General features: G+C 67.9%; 21 protein-coding genes. 15 read left to right on the top strand and 6 right to left on the bottom strand.

Annotated elements, in window-relative coordinates:
- Window positions 1-80 precede the first annotated feature (80 nt).
- From VK92_RS12505 to VK92_RS12535, 7 genes are all read left to right on the top strand, one after another.
- Window positions 81-1,076: an arabinose ABC transporter substrate-binding protein gene (locus VK92_RS12505; RefSeq protein ID WP_048026110.1), complete on the top strand. Its 996-nt coding sequence runs from the start codon at window positions 81-83 to the stop codon at window positions 1,074-1,076.
- Window positions 1,077-1,144: 68 nt separating this feature from the next.
- The gene (araG, locus tag VK92_RS12510) at window positions 1,145-2,656 is read left to right on the top strand and encodes an L-arabinose ABC transporter ATP-binding protein AraG (RefSeq protein WP_048026111.1); all 1,512 of its coding nucleotides are present in this window, start codon (window positions 1,145-1,147) and stop codon (window positions 2,654-2,656) included.
- Window positions 2,657-2,728: 72 nt separating this feature from the next.
- Window positions 2,729-3,745, top strand: a complete 1,017-nt coding sequence (gene araH / locus VK92_RS12515; RefSeq protein ID WP_048026113.1) for an L-arabinose ABC transporter permease AraH — start codon at window positions 2,729-2,731, stop codon at window positions 3,743-3,745.
- A 29-nt stretch (window positions 3,746-3,774) separates the two neighbouring features.
- The gene (locus VK92_RS12520) at window positions 3,775-4,581 is read left to right on the top strand and encodes an SDR family NAD(P)-dependent oxidoreductase (RefSeq protein WP_048026115.1); all 807 of its coding nucleotides are present in this window, start codon (window positions 3,775-3,777) and stop codon (window positions 4,579-4,581) included.
- Window positions 4,582-4,630: 49 nt separating this feature from the next.
- A complete protein-coding gene (locus VK92_RS12525) occupies window positions 4,631-5,692 on the top strand; it encodes an aldose 1-epimerase (RefSeq protein ID WP_048026117.1) in 1,062 nt (353 codons plus the stop codon).
- 39 nt (window positions 5,693-5,731) lie between these two features.
- Complete coding sequence (gene pyrF / locus VK92_RS12530) at window positions 5,732-6,559, top strand: orotidine-5'-phosphate decarboxylase (RefSeq protein ID WP_021161870.1); 828 nt, start codon at window positions 5,732-5,734, stop codon at window positions 6,557-6,559.
- A gap of 240 nt (window positions 6,560-6,799) precedes the next feature.
- Window positions 6,800-7,858 (top strand): hypothetical protein, encoded by a 1,059-nt coding sequence (locus VK92_RS12535; protein WP_048026119.1) that lies wholly within the window; start codon window positions 6,800-6,802, stop codon window positions 7,856-7,858.
- A gap of 37 nt (window positions 7,859-7,895) precedes the next feature.
- On the opposite strand, the gene VK92_RS12540 is transcribed toward VK92_RS12535, so the two are convergent.
- From VK92_RS12540 to thiL, 3 genes are read right to left on the bottom strand one after another with little or no spacing between them, the layout of a single operon-like run.
- Complete coding sequence (locus tag VK92_RS12540) at window positions 7,896-8,396, bottom strand: CinA family protein (protein ID WP_021161868.1); 501 nt, start codon at window positions 8,394-8,396, stop codon at window positions 7,896-7,898.
- Between the two features lie 31 nt (window positions 8,397-8,427).
- Window positions 8,428-8,979, bottom strand: a complete 552-nt coding sequence (locus VK92_RS12545; RefSeq protein WP_021161867.1) for a phosphatidylglycerophosphatase A family protein — start codon at window positions 8,977-8,979, stop codon at window positions 8,428-8,430.
- A complete protein-coding gene (thiL, locus tag VK92_RS12550) occupies window positions 8,969-9,967 on the bottom strand; it encodes a thiamine-phosphate kinase (RefSeq protein WP_048026120.1) in 999 nt (332 codons plus the stop codon). The genes VK92_RS12545 and thiL overlap by 11 nt, the downstream gene beginning before the upstream one ends.
- Window positions 9,968-10,101: 134 nt before the next feature.
- Between thiL and VK92_RS12555 the strand changes: the two genes are divergently transcribed.
- The 6 genes from VK92_RS12555 to VK92_RS12580 all read left to right on the top strand — a co-directional run bounded on the left by VK92_RS12555 (window position 10,102) and on the right by VK92_RS12580 (window position 16,472).
- On the top strand, window positions 10,102-12,444 hold the full coding sequence (locus VK92_RS12555) for an NADP-dependent malic enzyme (protein WP_269150515.1): 2,343 nt from the start codon (window positions 10,102-10,104) through the stop codon (window positions 12,442-12,444).
- Between the two features lie 376 nt (window positions 12,445-12,820).
- Window positions 12,821-13,252, top strand: a complete 432-nt coding sequence (locus VK92_RS12560; RefSeq protein WP_021159265.1) for a ribonuclease domain-containing protein — start codon at window positions 12,821-12,823, stop codon at window positions 13,250-13,252.
- Window positions 13,253-13,268: 16 nt separating this feature from the next.
- On the top strand, window positions 13,269-13,832 hold the full coding sequence (locus VK92_RS12565) for a barstar family protein (RefSeq protein WP_021159266.1): 564 nt from the start codon (window positions 13,269-13,271) through the stop codon (window positions 13,830-13,832).
- A 260-nt stretch (window positions 13,833-14,092) separates the two neighbouring features.
- Window positions 14,093-14,782 (top strand): hypothetical protein, encoded by a 690-nt coding sequence (locus tag VK92_RS12570; RefSeq protein WP_124590439.1) that lies wholly within the window; start codon window positions 14,093-14,095, stop codon window positions 14,780-14,782.
- A 47-nt stretch (window positions 14,783-14,829) separates the two neighbouring features.
- Complete coding sequence (locus VK92_RS12575) at window positions 14,830-15,573, top strand: hypothetical protein (RefSeq protein WP_048026123.1); 744 nt, start codon at window positions 14,830-14,832, stop codon at window positions 15,571-15,573.
- A 62-nt stretch (window positions 15,574-15,635) separates the two neighbouring features.
- Window positions 15,636-16,472: a hypothetical protein gene (locus VK92_RS12580; RefSeq protein WP_048026124.1), complete on the top strand. Its 837-nt coding sequence runs from the start codon at window positions 15,636-15,638 to the stop codon at window positions 16,470-16,472.
- Between the two features lie 57 nt (window positions 16,473-16,529).
- Here VK92_RS12580 and VK92_RS12585 read toward each other — a convergent pair whose 3' ends face one another.
- The 3 genes from VK92_RS12585 to speE form a co-directional block, all read right to left on the bottom strand.
- Window positions 16,530-17,297: a 16S rRNA (uracil(1498)-N(3))-methyltransferase gene (locus VK92_RS12585; protein WP_048026125.1), complete on the bottom strand. Its 768-nt coding sequence runs from the start codon at window positions 17,295-17,297 to the stop codon at window positions 16,530-16,532.
- Window positions 17,298-17,314: 17 nt separating this feature from the next.
- The gene (locus VK92_RS12590; RefSeq protein ID WP_021159271.1) at window positions 17,315-17,731 is read right to left on the bottom strand and encodes a VOC family protein; all 417 of its coding nucleotides are present in this window, start codon (window positions 17,729-17,731) and stop codon (window positions 17,315-17,317) included.
- Window positions 17,732-17,887: 156 nt separating this feature from the next.
- Window positions 17,888-18,745 carry a polyamine aminopropyltransferase gene (gene speE, locus VK92_RS12595; RefSeq protein WP_048026126.1) on the bottom strand — a complete coding sequence of 286 codons (858 nt, stop codon included), beginning with the start codon at window positions 18,743-18,745 and terminating at the stop codon, window positions 17,888-17,890.
- A gap of 259 nt (window positions 18,746-19,004) precedes the next feature.
- Here speE and tkt point away from each other — a divergent pair, with 259 nt between their 5' ends.
- Together tkt and gap are read left to right on the top strand one after the other, a co-directional pair.
- A complete protein-coding gene (gene tkt / locus VK92_RS12600; RefSeq protein WP_048026127.1) occupies window positions 19,005-21,032 on the top strand; it encodes a transketolase in 2,028 nt (675 codons plus the stop codon).
- Between the two features lie 86 nt (window positions 21,033-21,118).
- Window positions 21,119-22,129: a type I glyceraldehyde-3-phosphate dehydrogenase gene (gap, locus tag VK92_RS12605; RefSeq protein ID WP_006485712.1), complete on the top strand. Its 1,011-nt coding sequence runs from the start codon at window positions 21,119-21,121 to the stop codon at window positions 22,127-22,129.
- Window positions 22,130-22,179: the final 50 nt, after the last annotated feature.

Consider the following 22,179-nt stretch of genomic DNA (forward strand, 5'->3'; position numbering starts at 1 on the left):
ACGTGCGACGGCCGCGCGCACGCTGCGTCGAAACCAACAAGCGGCTGCATCCCGTTCGATGAAGAAAGGAGACACTGGAGATGAAACGCAGAACGTTCGTAACGCTGGCCGCTGCAGCTGCGGTGGTGATCGGGAGCCCGGTTGCGCACGCGGCCGATCCGGTCAAGATCGGCTTCCTGGTGAAGCAGCCGGAAGAGCCGTGGTTCCAGGACGAGTGGAAGTTCGCCGAGATGGCGGCGAAGGCGAAAGGCTTCACGCTCGTGAAGATCGGTGCGCCGTCCGGCGAAAAGGTGATGAGCGCGATCGACAACCTGTCCGCGCAGAAGGCGCAGGGCTTCATCATCTGCACGCCCGACGTGAAGCTCGGGCCGGGCATCGTCGCGAAGGCGAAGTCGCACAACCTGAAGATGATGACGGTCGACGACCGCCTCGTCGACGGCGCGGGCAAGCCGATCGAGTCGGTGCCGCACATGGGGATCTCCGCGTACAACATCGGCAAGCAGGTCGGCGACGGCATCGCGGCCGAGATCAAGAAGCGCGGCTGGGACATGAAGGACGTCGGTGCGATCGACATCACCTACGAGCAGCTGCCGACCGCGCACGACCGCACGAGCGGCGCGACCGACGCGCTGGTGGCCGCCGGCTTCCCGAAGGCGAACGTGATCGCCGCGCCGCAGGCGAAGACCGACACGGAGAACGCGTTCAACGCGGCGAACATCGCGCTCACGAAGAACCCGCAGTTCAAGCACTGGGTGGCGTACGGCCTGAACGACGAGGCCGTGCTCGGCGCGGTGCGCGCGGCCGAAGGGCGCGGCTTCAAGGCCGACAACATGATCGGCATCGGCATCGGCGGCTCCGATTCGGCGCTGAACGAGTTCAAGAAGCCGCAGCCGACGGGCTTCTACGGCACCGTGATCATCAGCCCGAAGCGCCACGGCGAGGAAACCTCGGACCTGATGTACGCGTGGATCACGCAGGGCAAGGCACCGCCGGCGCTGACGCTGACGACGGGCATGCTCGCGACGCGCGACAACGTGGCGAAGGTGCGCGACGAGATGGGGCTCGCGTCGAAGTAAGCGGCCCGCCGGCTGCCGCGGCGATGCGGCGGCCGGCGGTCGATCGATTCCGGAAGTGGAGAGGCGACGTGTCAGCGGCACTGCGTTTTGACAATATCGGCAAGGTATTTCCCGGCGTGCGCGCACTCGACGGCATCTCGTTCGACGTGCATGCGGGCGAGGTGCATGGCCTGATGGGCGAGAACGGCGCGGGCAAGTCGACGCTGCTGAAGATTCTCGGCGGCGAATACCAGCCCGATGCGGGCAGCGTGCTGGTCGACGGCCAGCCCGTGCAGTTCGCGAATGCGGCCGCGTCGATCGCGGCCGGCATCGCGGTGATTCACCAGGAGCTGCAGTACGTGCCCGACCTGACGGTCGCGGAAAACCTGCTGCTCGGCCGCCTGCCGAATGCGTTCGGCTGGGTGAGGAAGCGCGAGGCGAAGCGCTACGTGCGCGAGCGGCTCGCGGCGATGGGTGTCGATCTCGATCCCGATGCGAAGCTCGGGCGGCTGTCGATCGCGCAGCGGCAGATGGTCGAGATCTGCAAGGCGCTGATGCGCAATGCGCGCGTGATCGCGCTCGACGAACCGACCAGTTCGCTGTCGCATCGCGAGACCGAGGTGCTGTTCAAGCTCGTCGACGACCTGCGCGCGCAGGGCCGCGCGCTGATCTACATCTCGCACCGGATGGACGAGATCTACCGGCTCTGCAATGCGTGCACGATCTTCCGCGACGGGCGCAAGATCGCGTCGCACGAATCGCTCGCCGACGTGCCGCGCGAACGGCTCGTCGCCGAAATGGTCGGGCGCGAGATTTCGGACATCTACCATTACGCGCCGCGCGCGCTCGGCGACGTGCGGTTCTCCGCCGACGGCGTCGACGGCCATGCGCTGCGCGAACCCGCGAGCTTCTCGGTGCGCGCGGGCGAGATCGTCGGCTTCTTCGGGCTGGTCGGCGCGGGCCGCAGCGAGCTGATGCGGCTCGTGTACGGCGCGGATCACCGGCGCGCGGGCGTGCTGACGCTCGACGGCGCGCGCATCGACGTGAAGCGCACCGGCGACGCGATCCGCCACGGCATCGTGCTGTGCCCCGAGGACCGCAAGGAAGAAGGGATCATCGCGATCGCGTCGGTGGCGGAGAACATCAACATCAGCTGCCGCCGCCATTCGCTGCGCGCGGGGCTGTTCATCAACCGCAAGGCCGAAAGCGAAACCGCCGACCGCTTCATCCAGCGGCTCAAGATCAAGACGCCGAACCGGCGCCAGAAGATCCGCTTCCTGTCGGGCGGCAACCAGCAGAAGGCGATCCTGTCGCGCTGGCTCGCGGAGCCCGACCTGAAGGTCGTGATTCTCGACGAACCGACGCGCGGCATCGACGTCGGCGCGAAGCACGAGATCTACGACGTGATCTACCGGCTCGCGGAGCGCGGCTGCGCGATCGTGATGGTGTCGTCGGAGCTGCCGGAAGTGCTCGGCGTGTCCGACCGCATCGTCGTGATGCGCGAAGGCCGGATCGCGGGCGAGCTGCCGCGCGAACGGGCGAACGAACACGCGGTGCTGAGCCTCGCGCTGCCGCAGACGAGCGCGGTCGAGGCGGCCTGACGTAGAGGCCCCGACATTCGAATCGAACACGCGCGGCACGGGCCGCGCGATGCAGGAGCAGGAGACACAATCATGCAAGTCAACGAAAACCTCGGCAGCGCCGCCGTGAAGCCCACGGCCGACGCACTGGTGCCGCAGCAGAGCGACCGCCAGAAGTGGTGGCAGCACCTGACCGAATACAGCCTGATCGCGATCTTCGCGGTGATGTTCATCACGATGTCGCTGACGGTCGATCACTTCTTCTCGATCGACAACATGCTCGGCCTCGCGCTGTCGATCTCGCAGATCGGCATGGTCGCGTGCACGATGATGTTCTGTCTCGCGTCGCGCGATTTCGACCTGTCGATCGGCTCGACCGTCGCGTTCTCGGGCGTGCTGTGCGCGATGGTGCTGAACGCGACCGACAACACGTTCGTCGCGATCGTCGCCGCGGTCGCGGCCGGCGCCGCGATCGGCTTCGTGAACGGCGCGGTGATCGCCTACCTGCGCATTAACGCGCTGATCACGACGCTCGCGACGATGGAGATCGTGCGCGGGCTCGGCTTCATCGTGTCGAAGGGGCAGGCGGTCGGCGTGTCGTCGGATACGTTCATCGCGCTCGGCGGGCTCACGCTGTTCGGCGTGTCGCTGCCGATCTGGGTCACGCTGCTGTGCTTCATCGCGTTCGGCGTGCTGCTGAACCAGACCGTGTATGGCCGCAACACGCTCGCGATCGGCGGCAACCCCGAGGCGTCGCGTCTCGCGGGGATCAACGTCGAACGCACGCGCGTGTACATCTTCCTGATCCAGGGCGCGGTAACGGCGCTCGCGGGCGTGATCCTCGCGTCGCGCATCACGTCGGGCCAGCCGAACGCCGCGCAGGGCTTCGAGCTGAACGTGATCTCCGCGTGCGTGCTCGGCGGCGTGTCGCTGATGGGCGGCCGCGCGACGATCTCCGGCGTCGTGATCGGCGTGCTGATCATGGGCACGGTCGAGAACGTGATGAACCTGCTGAACATCGACGCGTTCTACCAGTACCTCGTGCGCGGCGCGATCCTGCTCGCGGCCGTGCTGCTCGACCAGCTGAAGAACCGCGGCGTTCGCGACTGACCCGGCCTGCCCTGACGGAGACGAACCGCATGACCATCGACACTTCCGCGCACGACGCGCACACCACCAGCCACGCGCGCGATGCACGGTACCCGAGCCTGGAGGATCGCGCGGTGCTGATCACGGGCGGCGCGACCGGCATCGGCGCGGCGTTCGTCGAACACTTCGCGTTGCAGGGCGCACGCGTCGCGTTCGTCGACCTCGACGCGGCGGCCGGCGCCGCGCTGGCGGACAGCCTCGCGCACGTACGCCATGCGCCGCTGTTCATCCAGTGCGACCTGACCGACGTCGGCGCGCTGCGCCATGCGATCGACGCGATCCGCGCGCGCATCGGCGCGATCGCGGTGCTCGTGAACAACGCGGCGAACGACGCGCGCCACGCGATCGGCGACGTGACGCCCGAATCGTTCGACGCGGGCATCGCGGTGAACCTGCGTCACCAGTTCTTCGCCGCGCAGGCGGTGATCGACGACATGAAGCAGCAGGGCGGCGGCGCGATCATCAATCTCGGCTCGATCAGCTGGATGCTGAAGAACGGCGGTTATCCCGTCTACGTGATGGCGAAGGCGGCCGTGCAGGGGCTGACGCGCGGTCTCGCGCGTGACCTCGGCCCGTTCGGCATCCGCGTGAATTCGCTGGTGCCGGGCTGGGTGATGACCGACAAGCAGCGCCGGCTGTGGCTCGACGACGCGGGCCGCGCGGCGATCAAGGCCGGCCAGTGCATCGACGCCGAACTGCTGCCCGCCGATCTCGCGCGGATGGCGCTGTTCCTCGCGGCCGACGACAGCCGGATGATCACCGCGCAGGACGTGATCGTCGACGGCGGCTGGGCCTGACCGTTCGCACGACCCGCATCGTTTCTTCGACGAAGGAAAGGAGTTCATCATGACCGCCACGTCCTCGCGCGCATCGTCGTCCACCAGTCAGTCGCGCCGCGCGCGCCTGGCCGCCGCCGCGCAGCCGGTCAGCCCCGGCCCGCAGACGGCCGCCTTCGCGCAGGGCGTCGGCGCCGCGCATGCGGCGGCCGTCACGCTGTCGAACGCGGCGCTGCGGCTCGACGTGCTGCCGCATCTCGGCGGCGGCATCGCGCGCTTCGATTGGCGCGGCGACAATGGCGCGTTGGTGCCGGTGTTCCGCCGCTGCGAACACCCGGAGACGGCGACGGACCCGAACCAGCTCGCGTGCTACCCGCTGCTGCCTTACTCGAACCGCATCGGCGGCGCGCGTTTCGAATGCGACGGGCGCAGCGTCGCGGTGCCGCGCAACCGCCGCGACGAGCCGCTGCCGATCCACGGCGACGGCTGGCTCGCGCCATGGCAGGTGGACGATGCGACCGCCACGTCGCTGCAGCTGTCGCTCGATCGCACCGCCGGTGCGCCGTATGCGTTCCGCGCGATCCAGTCGTTCGAGCTCGACGATACGACGCTGTCGATCGCGCTGACGATCGAGAATGCGGGGCGCGCGCGATTGCCGTTCGGGCTCGGCGTGCATCCGTTCCTGGTGCGCGACGACGTGACCGAGCTGGCCGCGGCCGCCGGCGGGCTGTGGCTGTCGGGCGCCGATTTCCTGCCGGTGCGGCACGTGAGCGTGCCGCCGGCCTGGCAGTTCGGCGTCGCGTATCCGCTGCCGGCCACGCTCGTCAATCATGCGTTCACCGGCTGGGGCGGCCACGCGACGGTGAGCTGGCCGCGCCGCGGACTGTCGCTGACGGTGGCGGCCGACGCCGATGCGTACGTGCTCTATACCCCGCCCGGCGAGGATTTCTTCTGCTTCGAGCCGGTCGATCATCCGATCAACGCGGTGAACCTGCCGGGCGGCGCGGCCGCGCACGGGATGACGCTGCTCGCGCCCGGCGAGCGGCTCACGCGGCGGTTCGCGTTCACCGTGGAACGCGCCGATGCGCGCGGCAATGGCGCGACACGCGAGGCGCGCCGGCGACGCGGGTAAAATACGCGGTCTACCAACGGTTTGCCGCGAGTACCCGCCATGTCTTCCCCGCTTAGTTTCATCGAATCGCTGCGCGCCGCGTGGCAGCGCACGAATTCGCTGCTGTGCGTCGGCCTCGATCCCGAGCCGTCGCGCTTTCCCGTGCAGTTCGACGGCCAGCCCGACGCGATCTTCGAATTCTGCCGGCAGATCGTCGACGCGACCGCGCAATACGCGAGCGCGTTCAAGCCGCAGATCGCCTACTTCGCCGCGCATCGCGCGGAAGACCAGCTCGAGCGCCTGATCGCGCACATCCACCTCCAGCATCCGGGCCTGCCCGTGATCCTCGACGCGAAGCGCGGCGACATCGGCAGCACGGCCGAGCAGTACGCGCGCGAGGCGTTCGAGCGCTATCGCGCGGACGCCGTCACGGTGAACCCGTACATGGGTTACGACTCGGTCGAGCCGTACTTCGAGCACGAAGGCAAGGGCGTGATCGTGCTGTGCCGCACGTCGAACCCGGGCGGCTCCGACCTGCAGTTCCTCGACACGAACGGCCGGCCGCTGTACCAGGTCGTGGCCGATCTCGCGGCGAACAAGTGGAACGCGAAGAACGGCCAGCTCGGCCTCGTGGTCGGCGCGACGTTCCCGAAGGAAATCGAGATCGTGCGCGGGATCGTCGGCGACATGCCGCTGCTGATCCCCGGCATCGGCGCGCAGGGCGGCGACGTGCAGGCGACCGTCAACGCAGGCCGCACGGCCGACGGTACCGGCATGATGATCAACTCGTCGCGCGCGATCCTGTACGCGAGCAAGGGCGAGGATTTCGCCGAAGCCGCGGCGCTCGCCGCGCAGAAGACCCGCGACACGATCAACGCGCATCGCTGATCGAGGCTCGCGCCGGCTGCCCGCGCGGGCAGCCGGTTCCGGCAGGCCCGCGTTCGCGGGCCCGTGCCGCTTCCACCGCGTTCTCCGCTTTACCGCCTCCGTTTCCCGCCCTCCTGGCCGCCGCACTGACGCGCACGGGCAACTTCCCGTCGTTTCCGCACCGCATGCCCGCGCGCCAATCGCGCGATGCTCCCGCTTGTCATCGATCTGTAACGAAACTGTCAAGAAGGGAGTGATGCCATGCCCAAGCTGTCCCGACGTCTTCTGAGCGCGCTTGCCGCGTCGTTGTGCATGAGCTTCGCCCACGCGGCGGACCTGTCGCACTGGCCGGCCGACAGCGCGAAGGCGTTGAACGCGATGATCGCCGCGCACGCGCATCGTGGCGACTATGCGGTGTTCGACGCCGACAACACGACCTACCGCTACGACCTCGAGGAGTCGCTGCTGCCGTACCTCGAGAACCGCGGCGTGCTGACGCGCGACACGCTCGACCCGTCGCTGAAGCTGATCCCGTTCAAGGATTCCGCCGACTACAAGGAATCGCTGACGAGCTATTACTACCGGCTCTGCGAGATCGACGACCTGGTCTGCTACCCATGGATCGCGCAGGCGTTCGCCGGGCAGTCGCTGGCCGACCTGAAGCGCCACGTCGACGCGATGCTCGCCGACGGCAAGCCGATCCCGATCCGCTACTGGCAGGGCGACAAGGTGGCCGACGGCACGGTGAACCCGCCGCGTTTCTTCCGCGGGATGCAGGAGCTGTACAACGCGCTGCGCGAGAACGGGATCGAGGTCTACGTGATGACGGCCGCGCACGAGGAGCTCGCGCGGCTCGTGCTGTCCGACCCGAAGTACGGCTACAACGTGAAGCCGCAGAACGTGATCGGCGTGACGACGCTGCTGCGCAACCCGGCGACCGGCGCGCTGACGACGTCCCGGTTGCAGATCAAGGCCGGCAAGTACGACGAGGCCGCGAACCGCAGCCTCGTGATCACGCCGTTCCTGATGAACCCGATGACGTGGTACGAAGGCAAGCTCGGCTCGATCGTCGGCTGGATCGACCAGTGGAAGAAGCCGGTGCTCGTCGCGGGCGACACGCCGACGTCCGACGGCTACATGCTGCTGAACGCGACCGACGTCGCGCGCGGCGGCGTGCGCGTGTGGGTCAACAAGAAGGACAAGCAGATGGCGCAGATTCGCGCATGGTCGGATGAATCGGCCGCGCGGCAGAAATCGCTCGGCCTGCCGGTCACGGCGGACAAGAACTGGATCGTCGTGAAGCCCGACGCGATCCAGTAAGCGGGCCGGCCGGGGCGCGGCGGGCACCCCGGCCCGGTCAGCCCTCGCGCTCGTCGAGCAGCTTCAGCAGCCCGCGCAGGGCATGCGCGGCCGCCTGCGTGCGGATCTGATCGCGGTCGCCCTTGAACACGAGCGTCTCGACGTCGGTATGCAGCCGGTTGCTCCAGCCGAACGACACGGTGCCGACCGGTTTCTTCTCGCTGCCGCCGGCCGGCCCCGCGATGCCGGTGACGGACAGCGCGACCTGCGCGCGGCTGTTGCGCAGCGCGCCTTCGGCCATCGCGCGCGCGACGGGCTCGCTGACGGCGCCGTGCTTGTCGATCAGGTCGGGCGGCACGCCGATCATGTCGATCTTGGCCTGGTTCGAGTACGTGACGAAGCCGCGCTCGAACCACTGGCTGCTGCCGGAGATGTCGGTGATCGCGGTTGCGATCATGCCGCCGGTGCAGGATTCGGCGGTGGCGAGCGTCAGGTGCTCGTCACGCAGCTTGTTGCCTGCGCGGATCGCAAGCTGGTGGACGACGGAATCGGTTGGCATGCGCGTCGGGAAACGGGAGTCGGGAAATCGGTCAGCCGACGACGGAGCGCCACAGGGCGATCACGAGCAGCGTCATGAACGCTGCGACCAGGTCGTCGACCATGATGCCGAGCCCGCCTTTCAGGCGGCGCTCGAAATAGCGGATCGGCGGCGGCTTGAGCATGTCGAAGATGCGGAACGCGACGAACGCCCATAACTGGCCGATGAAGGTCGCGGGCGTGACGAACAGCATCACGAGCCAGATCGCGACGATTTCGTCCCAGACGACGGCGCCCGGATCGGACCTGCCCATCTTTCTCGCGGTGAAGCCGGTGAGCCACGTGCCCGCCACGAAGCCGACCGCGATCAGCGCCCACCATTCGGGCACCGTCAGGTAGCGGTTGAGCACGACGAACGTGAGCCAGCCGAACAGCGAGCCGAACGTGCCGGGCATGAGCGGCGCGAGCCCGCTGCCGAAGCCGAGCGACACGAGGTGCGCGGGGTGCGACAGCATGAAGCGGGCGGTCGCGCGCTGCGGCGCGTGTCCGCCCGGTGCGGCGCCGGGCTCGGCCGCGGCGTGCGCGGGCGTCGGGTCAGTCTGCATGGAAGTGGTCGAAGCCGTGCAACGTGAGGGCGAGGGGCGCGCCGGCGGCGTCGCGCCACGCGATCGCGGGCTGTTCCGACGGCGCGGACAACGCGCGTATTGTACCGATTCGCGTGACCGGCACGCCGGCCGTCAGGCCGGCCGCTTCGACCGCCGCGCGGGCCGCCGCCGGCGCGGTGAAGCACAGTTCGTAGTCGTCGCCGCCGGCCAGCGTGCAGCGTCGCTGCACGTCGGGCGGCAGCGTCGCGAGCGCGGCCGAGCGCGGCACCGCGTCGGCATCGATCTCGGCGCACACGTGCGAGCGGGAAAGGATGTGCTGCAGGTCGCCGGCGAGGCCGTCCGAGATGTCGAGCGCCGCGTGCGCGACGCCCGCGAGCGCCAGGCCGAGCGCGATGCGCGGCTCGGGGCGCTCGAGCGCACGTCGGAACGCAGCGGCTTCGGCCGCGCCGGCTGCCCATTCGCCGCGCGCGACGCCGAGGCCGGCGCGCGCATCGCCGAGCGTGCCGGACACCCAGACGTCGTCGCCGTCGCGCGCGGCATCGCGCCGCAGTGCGGCGTCGGGCGCGACTTCGCCGAATACGGTGACGCACAGGTTCAACGGGCCGCTCGTGGTGTCGCCGCCGATCAGCTCGCAGCCGTAGCGCTCGGCGAGCGCGAACAGCCCGTTGCTGAATGCTTCCAGCCACGCCGCGTCGGCACGCGGCAGCGCGCACGCGAGCGTGAAGGCGCGCGGCTCGGCGCCCATCGCCGCGAGGTCGGACAGGTTGACTGCGAGCGTCTTGTGGCCGAGGGCGTCGGGCGCGACATCGGGAAAGAAGTGGCGGCCTTCCACCAGCATGTCCGTCGAAATGGCCAGCAATTTCCCGGATCGAGGCGTGATCAGCGCGCAATCGTCGCCGATACCGAGCGTCGACGCGCGCGCGCCCTGCGCGGCGCGGCGCGTGAAGAAGCGTTCGATCAGTGAAAACTCGGAGAGGGCGGCTGGCACGGCGGGCGATCCGGAACGGTTGAAGGAACGGCATTGTACGAGGCGAACGGCGGCGCTTCTGCACCATCCGGACCATTTTTGTCGCGGCTGTTGCACCCGAATCGCCGGTCTGGCGGCCGATGATTGGCGCTACAATGCCGTCGAACAGTTATTCTAATCCGCCCGTCACGAGACACATGTCCACCCAATCCTCCTCCAAAGCCAAGCTCCGCGAAGCCGCCCTCGACTATCACGAATTCCCGACCCCCGGGAAGATCGCGATCGCCCCGACCAAGCAGATGATCAACCAGCGCGACCTCGCGCTCGCGTACTCGCCGGGTGTGGCGTACGCGTGCGAGGAGATCGTCGAGAATCCGCTCAACGCGGCACGCTTCACCGCGCGCAGCAACCTGGTCGGCGTCGTCACGAACGGCACGGCGGTGCTCGGTCTCGGCAACATCGGGCCGCTCGCGTCGAAGCCGGTGATGGAAGGCAAGGCGGTGCTGTTCAAGAAGTTCGCGGGCATCGACGTGTTCGACATCGAGCTGAACGAGTCGGATCCGCACAAGCTCGTCGACGTGATCGCCGCGCTGGAGCCGACCTTCGGCGGGATCAACCTGGAAGACATCAAGGCGCCCGACTGCTTCATCGTCGAGCGCGAAGCGCGCAAGCGGATGAAGATCCCGGTGTTCCACGACGACCAGCACGGCACCGCGATCGTCGTGGCCGCGGCCGTCACGAACGGGCTGAAGGTCGTCGGCAAGGACATCAAGAAGGTCAAGCTCGTCGCGTCCGGCGCGGGCGCGGCCGCGCTCGCGTGTCTCGACCTGCTGGTCGACATCGGCCTGCCGCTCGAGAACATCACGGTGACCGACCTGGCCGGTGTGGTCTACAAGGGCCGCACCGAGTTGATGGACCCGGACAAGGAGCGTTTCGCCCGCGAAACGGAAGCCCGGACGCTGGCTGAAGTGATCGACGGCGCGGACATCTTCCTCGGCCTGTCGGCTGCCGGCGTGCTGAAGCCGGAGATGGTGAAGGGCATGGCCGAGCGCCCGCTGATCCTCGCGCTCGCGAACCCGACGCCGGAAATCCTGCCGGAAGCGGCGCTCGAAGTGCGCCCCGACGCGATCCTCGCGACCGGCCGCACCGACTACCCGAACCAGGTCAACAACGTCCTGTGCTTCCCGTTCATCTTCCGTGGCGCACTCGACGTCGGCGCGACGACGATCACGCGTGAAATGGAGATCGCGGCCGTCAACGCGATCGCCGAACTCGCGCAGCACGAGCAGAGCGACATCGTCGCGACCGCATACGGCATCCAGGATCTGTCGTTCGGGCCCGAATACCTGATTCCGAAGCCGTTCGATCCGCGCCTGATCGTGAAGATCGCGCCGGCTGTCGCGCAGGCCGCGATGGACGGCGGCGTCGCGACGCGCCCGATCGAGGACATGGACGCGTACAAGCAGCACCTGCAGCAGTTCGTGTACCACAGCGGCACGACGATGAAGCCGATCTTCCAGATCGCGCGCGCCGCGCCGGAAGAGAAGAAGCGCGTTGTATTCGCGGAAGGCGAAGAAGAGCGCGTGTTGCGTGCCGTTCAGATCATCGTCGACGAAAAACTCGCGAAGCCGATCCTGATCGGCCGCCCGTCGGTGATCGAGCACCGTATCCAGCGCTATGGCCTGCGCCTGACGCCGGGCACCGATTTCACGGTCGTCAACACCGAGCACGACGAGCGCTACCGCGACTTCTGGCAGACGTACTACAAGATGATGGCGCGCAAGGGCATCAGCGAGCAGCTCGCGCGCGTCGAGATGCGCCGCCGCACCACGCTGATCGGCTCGATGCTGGTGAAGAAGGGCGAAGCGGACGGGATGATCTGCGGCACGATCAGCACCACGCACCGCCACCTGCACTTCATCGACCAGGTGATCGGCAAGCGTCCGGGCTGCAGCGTGTACGCGGCGATGAACGGCCTCGTGCTGCCGGGCCGCCAGATCTTCCTCGTCGACACGCACGTGAACGTCGATCCGACCCCGGAGGAACTGGCCGAGATCACGATCATGGCTGCGGAAGAAGTGCGCCGCTTCGGCATCGAGCCGAAGGTCGCGCTGGTGTCGCACTCGAATTTCGGTACGAGCAATGCACCTTCGGCGAAGAAGATGCGCGATACGCTCGCGATCCTGCAGGAACATGCGCCGGAGCTGAAGGTCGACGGCGAGATGCACGGCGACGTCGCGCTCGACGCGGCGCTGCGCAAGGAAATCCTGCCGGAATCGACGCTGGAAGGCGAAGCGAACCTGCTGATCCTGCCGAACATCGACGCCGCGAACATCGCGTACAACCTGCTGAAGACGGCTGCGGGCAACAACATCGCGATCGGGCCGATCCTGCTGGGTGCCGCGCAGCCGGTGCACGTGCTGACCGAATCGGCGACCGTTCGTCGCATCGTCAACATGGCGGCGCTGCTGGTCGCCGACGTGAACGCCACGCGCTGAGCCAAAACGAACGCGCCAGGCCGGTCGAACCGGCGTGGCGCGTCGGGCGAAATTGTAAACAAAAGCAAAAAGAGGCGTGCCCGCAAAGGGCACGCCGCGGGCAGGGCGCAAACGCGCTTCCCTCAAGGCAACAGCAGCATCCCTCCACTCCTGGTAGCGAGCGCGGCAAGGAGGCAGGTCTTGCCATACGAGCGATGCCGCCTTTATTTTATCCTGTGTAAGATAAATGTAGTGTAATTTCGGTAAAAAATGCGCCGTTCCGGGCATCGCGATGCTTTCGATTCCCAAACGGACATTGATTCGCGCGGACAATAACGCTACGCTAACGCCTTTGTTGGTCGTCAACTACTTGATTTAACAGCGGGAACCCTGGTTCATGGCACGCAAGTGGCTCCGCAACGGCGCGCTCGCGTCCGTCTTCGCGATGTTCGCGATGGGTATCGTCGGCACGCCGACGGGCAGTCTGGTTTCCGCCGCTTACGCACGGGAGGCCGTTGCGGCCGACGTCGCGGCGAGCGGGCTCGATACGATCCCGACCGCCAGTCTTCCGCGCGAGGCCGTGACCACGCTGGGCCTGATCGGCGCTGGCGGCCCCTATCCGTACGAGAAAGACGGCGTCGTGTTTGGCAACCGCGAGCGGATCCTGCCAAAAGCGAAGCGCGGCTACTACCATGAGTACACGGTACCGACGCCGCGTGCCCGCAATCGCGGCGCGCGCCGGATCGTCTGTGGCGGGCCGTTGCGCCGGATCGACAACTGTTATTACACGGGCGACCACTACAACAGTTTTAAACGTATTGTTGAATGACTTCGGGACGAATGGCATGAGCGACTCCATCTACGCGCACGAAACGGCGGCGGCGGAACTGTTCGCGGCCGGCGACGGCAATCTGTTTCAGCGCGTGATTCAACTGCACGCGGCGGCGCAGGCCGGCGGCACGCCGGAGCAACAGGAAGCCGAGCCCGGGCTTTCATCGAACGAGGAGCCTATGAGCCTTTTCACGACCGTGCGACCCAATCTCGTGCAGTCGATCCGCGCGTTCCGCGTGCAGGATCTTGCCGACGAAGCCGGCCGGCTCGGCCAGCATTTCCTGTATGCGTATTGCGGCGCCGCGCAGTCGAAGCAGGAAGTGATGGAAACGATCGCGACGTCGTTCCTGTTCCCGAAGCATTTCGGGAAGAACTACGACGCGCTGTACGACTGCCTGACCGACCTCGTCGCGAAGGCCGGCGCGCAGCCCGGTTTCGTGATCGTCCTCGAAGGGCTGCCGATCGCGCAGAAATTCGACAAGGAAGGGCGCGAGACGCTGCTCGACGTGTTCCGCGAGGCGGCCGAGTTCTGGGCCGAGCGCAAGGTCGCGTTCCGCGTGTTCTACTCGTTCGCGTAAGCACGGGGCGGCCAACGGCCGATCCGGCGAACCTCCGTCAAAAGCCCGCTTCGAGCGGGCTTTTTTGCGTCCGCGCGTGATGCGTGGGCGGCGTCCGGCCCGACAAAGACCTTTCATCGCGCACTTTTTTCCGCGACAATCGATCGGCCCGGCCGCGGCGGCCGCCGCGGCCGGGCGCACAACACCAATCATTCGAGAGAGGGCCGTTTCCCATGACCGCTACCCGATTCGCGGCGCCCGCCCGTGCGCGCCGTCCGCTCGTGCACGCGCTGGCCGCGTGCGCCCTGTCGCTCGGCATCCCGCTGGCCGCGCAGGCCGCGCCACTCACACCCGAACAGACTGTCGACATTTATCTGGGCGCCATCGTCAACAACGACGCGGCCAAGGTCGAGCAATTCAACGACTCGGTGCGTGCGAGCGCCGATCCGAAGGATGCCCGGAACATGTTGTTGCCGGCCGACATGTACGGCGACATGCGTGAACAGATGCTCGGGCAGGTAATGGCGATGCTGTCGGAATCCGGGCGCGAGGCGCTGGCGCCGTCGCTCGACTCGATGGTGGTCGCGTACACGGGCGCGTTGCGGCGCTCGCAATGCAACGCCACCGGTGTAAAGCGCACGCCGGGCGCAGGCGGGAATGGGCAGGACCGTGTCACGGTCAGTTTCGAGTGCAAGGTGGCCGACGTCACGCCGCCGGGAGACGAGGCCATGAAAGCGCGCGCGAGCGCGAAAACCGACCCGCAGCGCTTCGCGGCGGCCAAAACGATATACACGGGCCTGGCGCGGGCGTTCAACGACGCACCGGTCAGCCGGCGCATCACGGGGCAGGTGGAGATGGTCGGTTCGGACAGCAAGGGCTGGACGACCGACAGCCCCGAAAGCCTGCTGAAGCCCGTCGTCGACGCGCTGTCCGGCCCGGTCGTCGCGGCGATCGCCGCCAGCCAGCAATGAGGCCGCCGCGCCGGCCCGATCGATTCGACACCGACATGACCCGACCGATGAACGTTACCCTTCATGCGCGCCGCGGCGCGCGTTTTCCGTTGTTCCAGGCCGCGCGGGCGGCCGTGCTGTCCGCGCTCGTCGCGGCCGGTGCCGCGCACGCGGCGGTGCTGACGCCCGAGCAGACCACCGATCTGTATCTCGGTACCTTCGTCAACGGCGACGTCGCCCAGGCGGTGCAGTTCAACGATGCAATGCGCACGCGCTTCAAAGGCAAGGACGCGCTCGACGTCGCGGCCATCCCGAAGCTCGGCGACACGATGCGCGACAACATGATCGCCGCGCTGCTGTCGAAGATGCCGGCCAGGTCTCGCGCGGCGTTGCGCGCACCGGTCAGCGCGTCGATCACGTCGTATCAGCATGTGCTGGCCCGTTCCGAATGCAAGGCGACCGGTTCGACGCAGAAGCCGAACGAGTATGTGGAGGGCGAATCCATCGCGACGGTCGATTTTTCGTGCCGTGTCGTGGACGTGGGGCCCGGCGTGAAGGCGCTGAAGGAGAAGCTGGGCAACCCGCGCCTGAAGACCGACAAGGCCCGGACGGCCTTCCTCGCCGAGTTTTTCTCCGGCATGGCGCATGTCTACGACGAGGCGCCGATGGGCCGCACCGTGACGGGGCAGGTCGATCTCTACGGCACGAACGAGAAGGGCTGGCTCACGGGCTCTCCGGGTGACGTGCTGTCGCCGCTGGTCGACGCACTGCTGGATCCGATCGGCTCGGCGGGCGGCGAAGCCGGCAAGTAAGCGGCTTGATCGCGGCCGCTGCACATGGCCGGCGTGCCGCGCATTCGAACGGGGAGTGAACGATGGGGATCCTCACACGAGGGATGCGGGTTGCCGCGGTGGTTGTTGCGGTGTGCGGCGCGGCCGTGGCGGGGGCGGGGGCGAGCGCCGCCGAACCGGCCTCGTTGCCGGGTTCGCCGGCGGCGCACGCGGCCGTCGAGCGGCTGCTCGCCGATCTGCGCACGCGCTCGACGCCAGGCCAGTATGCTGCGGTGGCCCGCGCGATTCACGCGTCGCCGGCGCTGGCGGCGCAACTGGACGAGCTGGTCGAGGCCGGCCTGCTGACGCGCATCGCGGTCGACAGCGGCGAGCCCGCGCTCGGCAGGACGACCGGCGCGTTGCGCAACGGGAGCGTGTGGATCCTGACGCCGGCGTTCGTCGCGAACCAGGCGCCGCGGCGCCTGTTCGACGTCGTGGAGGCCGACGACATCCTGCCGGACAACATGGTGTTCGCGCTCGGCTACATGGCATGGCGCGCGAAGCACGATGCCGACGTGAGCCGCGCGGCCGACGCGCTGCGGGCGTCGGACGACAGCGTGGACGCGAAGAAGCAGCAATGGATCGACCTGAACACGCGGATCGACGCCGGCGGCTTCATCCAGGGCTGGAACGACACGGTGGACGCGGCCACGTTCCAGCATGACGGCCGGCCGATCGGCATCGTGCCGGCGGTACAGATGATGATGAACCTGCGCTATCGCGGCCCGCTGCTCAAGGCGATCCGGGCGACACCGCCGGCCCGGACGCTGCGGATCACCGGGCCGGCGCTCGCGCTCGACGCGGACAACCTCGACGCGCTGGCGTCGGCGCTCAAGACTTCGCCCGTCATCGATATCGAGCCGTTGAGCGTGGCGCGCTGACCCGCGTCGCCGTGCGCCGTCGTCATGCAGCGGCGCGTGCCCGGCCGCGCATCGCCATCACCACCCGCCCCAGCGCGCCGCGAGCGCCGCGAGCACCGCCGCACCGGCCGTCTCGGTGCGCAGCACGCGGGGCCCGAGCGACAGCGCGGTGAACCCGCGTGCGCGGGCCGCGTTTTCCTCGTCCGGCGACAGCCCGCCTTCCGGCCCGATCAGCAGCGTGACGGTTGCCGCAGGCGGCGCGTCGGGCAGCGACGCGAACGGGATGCTCGCGCGCGGCGACAGCAGCAGCCGCAGTTCGCCGTCGGCCGGTGCGGCCGGCAGCGTATCGAGCCACGCGTTGAAGCCGGTGACCTGCGCGACGTCGGGCACGCGGTTGCGCCCGCATTGTTCGCACGACGCGCGCACGACGCCGCGCCAGTGCGCGACACGCTTGTCCGCGCGCTCGCCGGCGAGCTTCACGACGCCGCGCGCGGTCGACAGCGGCACGACCGCGGCAACGCCGAGCTCGACGGCTTTCTCGATCACCCAGTCCATCTTGTCGCCGCCGGCGATGCCTTGCGCGAGTGTCACGCGATAAGGCGGCTCGGCTTCGGCCGGCTCGAACGTGTCGATCTGTGCGAGCGCGCTGCGCTTGTCGATCTCGACGAGCCGCGCGCGGTACTGGCCGCCCGTGCCGTCGAACAGCGCGAGCACGTCGCCGGGCTGCAGGCGCAGCACCTGCACGTGGCGCGCGACATCGGCCGGCAACGCGAGCGTGGCGTCGGCGCGCAGTGCCGCGTCGACGAAAAAGCGCGGCACGGCCGCGGTGGTGGTGGCTTCGTTCATGCGTGTAGCGGTTGGGGTCATGCGTCGAGACGGCGCCCGAGCGCCCATCGGTAGCCGTCGAGATCCTCGATCTGCGCGAACCGGTCGCCCCAGAACTGATCCTGCGGCGGGCTCAGCGATTTCGCGCCCGCGTCGAGCGCGCGCTGCCAGGTGGCGTCGACGTCGTCGACATACAGGTAGAACGACTGCGGCGCGGTGGCGTTCGCGCTCTTCGGCGTGAGTGCGGTCGAGCCGAACGCACCCTCGGGCGCGAACATCACGATCAACTGGCCGCGGTAGGCCATCTCGACGTGCATGATCGCGCCGTCCTCGTCGTGCACGTCGCGCAGCTCGAAGCCGAATGCGGCCTTGAAGAAATCGATGGCCGCGCGCGCGTTGCGTACGGCCAGGTAGGGTGTCAACCAAGGCACGTTGGCCGGACGTGGATCGGTCATGAAAATCTCCTGTGTGGGCGCTTCGGCGCGTGCGCTGATTCCATGCTTCGGCGTTCGTTCAGGGGTCGGCGCGGCGTCCGGGGCGACTCGCCCCGGTGCTGCACGTCACGCATTTTGCGAAGACCCGACGGGAAAGCGAGGCGACCGCGCCGACGCTCAGCGGCGAACGCCCAGTGTATCGCGCAGCGCGCGCGGCAGGGCAAAGAGGGACGCATGCAGTCGCGCATCGTAATAGCGCAAGCCGCCGACGCGGCGGGCCGCGAGCCGTTCGTCGACGTCATGCGCGAACAGCGCGGCCGCATCGAGCGTGTCGCTCGCGATCGCCATCAGCCACTGCGAGCCGTACAGCGGCACATGCGCGGACAGCGGATCGACGACCGCGAAGCTCGCGCGCAGGTCGTCGAGCAGCGCGGCGATGCGCGCCGCGTGGAACACCGGCGAGCCGAGGTGCATCGAGATCGCGCCGCGCGGCGTCAGGATCCGCTTGAGTCGCGCATAGAACTCGCGCGTGTAGAGGCCGGCCGCCGGCGAATCGGGCGGCGTGAGATCGAACACGACGAGATCGAAGTGCTCGACGGTCGACGTGACGAAATGCGCGGCGTCGCCGATCACGACCTCGACGCGCGGGTCGTCGAGCGCACCCTGGTGCACGTCGTCGAGATAACGGCGCGCCATGCCGACCACTTCGTCGTCGAGCTCCGCGACGACGATCCGCTCGATGCATGCGTGCTTGAGCAACTGGCGCGCGGCGCCGCCGTCGCCGCCGCCGAGCACGAGCGCCTTCCTCGGGCACGGATGCGCGAGCGCGGCCGGGTGCGTCATGCACTCGTGGTACACGTATTCGTCGCCGACCGACGTCATCGGCCGGCCGTCCAGCGTAAACAGGCGGCCGAGCTGCGGCGTTTCCCAGACTTCGATCTGCTGGTGCGGCGACGCGACGTGCGCGAGCCGACGGGCGTTCGGGAAGCCGTACGTGGCGTCGGGCGTGGGATGAAAAAGAAGGGTCGTGCTCACGGGCGGGCCGCCAGGGCAGGGAGTTCCGACGTCTGAATTATAGGAGGCGGGCGGTTTGACGGAAAACCGTGCCGGAACACTACGCGCCGACAAGGGAAATGTCAGGCCATCTGTTAAAATGACGAGCTTTGCAGCCTCGTCCGTAGGCTCCGTCCGCTTCGCGTCCGTCAGGCGCCGCACCGCGCGCCGGGAACGATCGACGCCCGAGCTTCCGGATGCCGCCGTGCCCCGTTTCCTCGACTCGTTCTCCGGACTCGACATGACGACTTCGTCTCCCGCCTCTACCACCCTGATGGCCAACGCGATCCGCGCGCTCGCGATGGACGCCGTCCAGCAAGCGAACTCCGGCCACCCCGGCATGCCGATGGGCATGGCCGAAATCGGCGTCGCGCTCTGGTCGCGCCACCTGAAGCACAACCCGACGAACCCGCACTGGGCCGACCGTGATCGCTTCGTGCTGTCGAACGGCCATGGCTCGATGCTGCTGTACTCGCTGCTGCACCTGACCGGCTACGACCTGCCGATCGAAGAGCTGAAGAACTTCCGCCAGCTGCACTCGAAGACGCCGGGCCACCCGGAATACGGCATCACGCCGGGCGTCGAGACGACCACCGGCCCGCTCGGCCAGGGTCTCGCGAACGCGGTCGGCATGGCGCTCGGCGAAGCGCTGATGGCCGACGAGTTCAACCGTGACGGCGCGAAGATCGTCGATCACCACACGTACGTGTTCCTCGGCGACGGCTGCCTGATGGAAGGCATCTCGCACGAAGCCTGCTCGCTCGCCGGCACGCTGAAGCTGAACAAGCTGATCGCGCTGTACGACGACAACGGCATCTCGATCGACGGCGACGTCGTGAACTGGTTCCACGACGACACCCCGAAGCGCTTCGAAGCGTACGGCTGGAACGTGATCCCGAACGTGAACGGCCATGACGTCGACGCGGTCGACGCGGCCATCGCGAAGGCGAAGCTGTCGGACAAGCCGACGCTGATCTGCTGCAAGACGGTGATCGGCCAGGGCGCGGCGACCAAGGCCGGCGGCCACGACGTGCACGGCGCGGCGCTCGGCGCGGAAGAAATCGCGAAGACGCGCGAAGCGCTCGGCTGGAAGTGGGAGCCGTTCGTGATCCCGCAGGAAGTCTACGCGGCATGGGATGCGAAGGAAGCCGGCAAGCGCGCCGAAACCGAATGGGACGCGACGTTCGCCGCCTATCGCGCGAAGTTCCCGGCAGAAGCCGCCGAATTCGAGCGCCGGATGGCCAACAAGCTGCCGGCCGACTGGGCTGAAAAGGCCGCGGCGATCATCGCCGGCGCGAACGAGCGCGCCGAGACGGTCGCGACCCGCAAGGCGTCGCAGCAGGCGATCGAAGGGCTGGCTGCCGCGCTGCCGGAGCTGCTCGGCGGCTCGGCCGACCTGACCGGCTCGAACCTGACCAACTGGAAGGCGTCGAAGGCCGTCCGCGCGAATCCGGAAGGCCCGGGCGTCGTGCTGGGCAACCACATCAACTACGGCGTGCGCGAATTCGGCATGAGCGCCGCGATCAACGGCCTCGCGCTGCATGGCGGCCACAAGCCGTTCGGCGGCACGTTCCTGACGTTCTCCGACTACAGCCGCAACGCGCTGCGCGTAGCCGCGCTGATGAAGGTGCCGTCGATCTTCGTGTTCACGCACGATTCGATCGGCCTCGGCGAAGACGGCCCGACCCACCAGTCGATCGAGCACGTGTCGAGCCTGCGCCTGATCCCGAACCACGACGTGTGGCGTCCGGCCGACACGGTCGAGACGGCCGTCGCGTGGACCCACGCGGTCGCTGCCGACCGTCCGTCGAGCCTGATCTTCAGCCGCCAGAACCTGGCATTCAACCCGCGTACCGATGCGCAGATCGCGAACATCGAGAAGGGCGGCTACGTGCTGAAGGACTGGGACGAAGAGATCGTCGCGCGCAAGATCATCCTGATCGCGACGGGCTCGGAAGTCGAACTCGCGATGAAGGCCGTCGAGCCGCTCGCGCAGCAAGGCATCGCGGCACGCGTCGTGTCGATGCCGTCGACCAACGTGTTCGACCGCCAGGACGCCGAATACCGTGAACGCGTGCTGCCGCACGGCGTGCGCCGTGTCGCGATCGAAGCGGGCGTGACGTCGTTCTGGCACAAGTACGTCGGCCTCGAGGGCGGCGTCGTCGGGATCGACACGTTCGGCGAATCGGCACCGGCCGGCGTACTGTTCAAGTACTTCGGCTTCACCGTCGAGCACGTCGTCGAGACCGCCAAGGCCGTGCTGGCCTAAAGACATACGCGACGCGCGCCACCCCTCGCGCGCGTCGCACGTGAAGCTGCACGAAACGAATTTTTTCAGCCATCAGGAGATAGACCATGACGATTCGCGTCGCAATCAACGGCTACGGCCGTATCGGCCGCAACACGCTGCGCGCGTTCTATGAAAACGGCAAGAAGCACGATCTCGAGATCGTCGCGATCAACGACCTGGGCGATGCGAAGACCAACGCGCACCTGACCCAGTACGACACCGCGCACGGCAAGTTCCCGGGCGAAGTGTCGGTCGACGGCGATTACCTCGTCGTGAACGGCGACAAGATCCGCGTGCTGGCGAACCGCAACCCGGCAGAACTGCCGTGGGGCGAGCTGGGCGTCGACGTCGTGATGGAATGCACGGGCTTCTTCACGACGAAGGAAAAGGCGAGCGCGCACCTGAAGGGCGGCGCGAAGAAGGTCATCATCTCGGCACCGGGCGGCAAGGACGTCGACGCGACGATCGTCTACGGCGTGAACCACGACGTGCTGAAGGCCGAGCACACGGTCATCTCGAACGCATCGTGCACGACGAACTGCCTCGCGCCGCTCGTCAAGCCGCTGAACGACAAGATCGGCCTCGAAACCGGCCTGATGACGACGATCCACGCTTACACCAACGACCAGGTGCTGACGGACGTCTATCACGAAGACCTGCGCCGCGCGCGTTCGGCTACCCACAGCCAGATCCCGACGAAGACGGGCGCGGCTTCGGCCGTCGGCCTCGTGCTGCCGGAACTGAACGGCAAGCTCGACGGTTACGCGATCCGCGTCCCGACGATCAACGTGTCGATCGTCGACCTGTCGTTCATCGCGAAGCGCGACACGACGGTCGAGGAAGTCAACGCGATCATGAAGGAAGCATCGGAAGGCGCGCTGAAGGGCATCCTCGGCTACAACGACGCACCGCTGGTGTCGATCGACTTCAACCACAACCCGGCTTCGTCGACGTTCGACGCAACGCTGACCAAGGTGTCGGGCCGCCTCGTGAAGGTGTCGAGCTGGTACGACAACGAGTGGGGTTTCTCGAACCGCATGCTGGATACGGCTGTCGCATTCGCGAACGCGAAGTAATCCCGCACGTTGCGCGGCCGCCGCAAGGCGGCCGGCGTGGCGAACGAGCC

Origin of the sequence: Burkholderia sp. LK4 (genome assembly GCF_001043615.1) — a bacterium.
GTDB lineage: Bacteria > Pseudomonadota > Gammaproteobacteria > Burkholderiales > Burkholderiaceae > Burkholderia > Burkholderia cepacia.

What these genes read in the sequence shown, in the direction of transcription:
- VK92_RS12580 (WP_048026124.1), top strand. Translation starts at nt 15,636, where the DNA reads ATGGGGATCCTCACACGAGGGATGCGGGTTGCCGCGGTGGTTGTTGCG.
- araH (WP_048026113.1), top strand. Translation starts at nt 2,729, where the DNA reads ATGCAAGTCAACGAAAACCTCGGCAGCGCCGCCGTGAAGCCCACGGCC.
- VK92_RS12590 (WP_021159271.1), bottom strand. Translation starts at nt 17,731, where the DNA reads ATGACCGATCCACGTCCGGCCAACGTGCCTTGGTTGACACCCTACCTG.
- VK92_RS12525 (WP_048026117.1), top strand. Translation starts at nt 4,631, where the DNA reads ATGACCGCCACGTCCTCGCGCGCATCGTCGTCCACCAGTCAGTCGCGC.
- VK92_RS12555 (WP_269150515.1), top strand. Translation starts at nt 10,102, where the DNA reads ATGCCGTCGAACAGTTATTCTAATCCGCCCGTCACGAGACACATGTCC.
- VK92_RS12575 (WP_048026123.1), top strand. Translation starts at nt 14,830, where the DNA reads ATGAACGTTACCCTTCATGCGCGCCGCGGCGCGCGTTTTCCGTTGTTC.
- VK92_RS12585 (WP_048026125.1), bottom strand. Translation starts at nt 17,297, where the DNA reads ATGAACGAAGCCACCACCACCGCGGCCGTGCCGCGCTTTTTCGTCGAC.
- VK92_RS12505 (WP_048026110.1), top strand. Translation starts at nt 81, where the DNA reads ATGAAACGCAGAACGTTCGTAACGCTGGCCGCTGCAGCTGCGGTGGTG.
- pyrF (WP_021161870.1), top strand. Translation starts at nt 5,732, where the DNA reads ATGTCTTCCCCGCTTAGTTTCATCGAATCGCTGCGCGCCGCGTGGCAG.
- VK92_RS12565 (WP_021159266.1), top strand. Translation starts at nt 13,269, where the DNA reads ATGAGCGACTCCATCTACGCGCACGAAACGGCGGCGGCGGAACTGTTC.
- tkt (WP_048026127.1), top strand. Translation starts at nt 19,005, where the DNA reads ATGACGACTTCGTCTCCCGCCTCTACCACCCTGATGGCCAACGCGATC.
- VK92_RS12535 (WP_048026119.1), top strand. Translation starts at nt 6,800, where the DNA reads ATGCCCAAGCTGTCCCGACGTCTTCTGAGCGCGCTTGCCGCGTCGTTG.
- VK92_RS12560 (WP_021159265.1), top strand. Translation starts at nt 12,821, where the DNA reads ATGGCACGCAAGTGGCTCCGCAACGGCGCGCTCGCGTCCGTCTTCGCG.
- VK92_RS12545 (WP_021161867.1), bottom strand. Translation starts at nt 8,979, where the DNA reads ATGCAGACTGACCCGACGCCCGCGCACGCCGCGGCCGAGCCCGGCGCC.
- gap (WP_006485712.1), top strand. Translation starts at nt 21,119, where the DNA reads ATGACGATTCGCGTCGCAATCAACGGCTACGGCCGTATCGGCCGCAAC.
- VK92_RS12540 (WP_021161868.1), bottom strand. Translation starts at nt 8,396, where the DNA reads ATGCCAACCGATTCCGTCGTCCACCAGCTTGCGATCCGCGCAGGCAAC.
- VK92_RS12520 (WP_048026115.1), top strand. Translation starts at nt 3,775, where the DNA reads ATGACCATCGACACTTCCGCGCACGACGCGCACACCACCAGCCACGCG.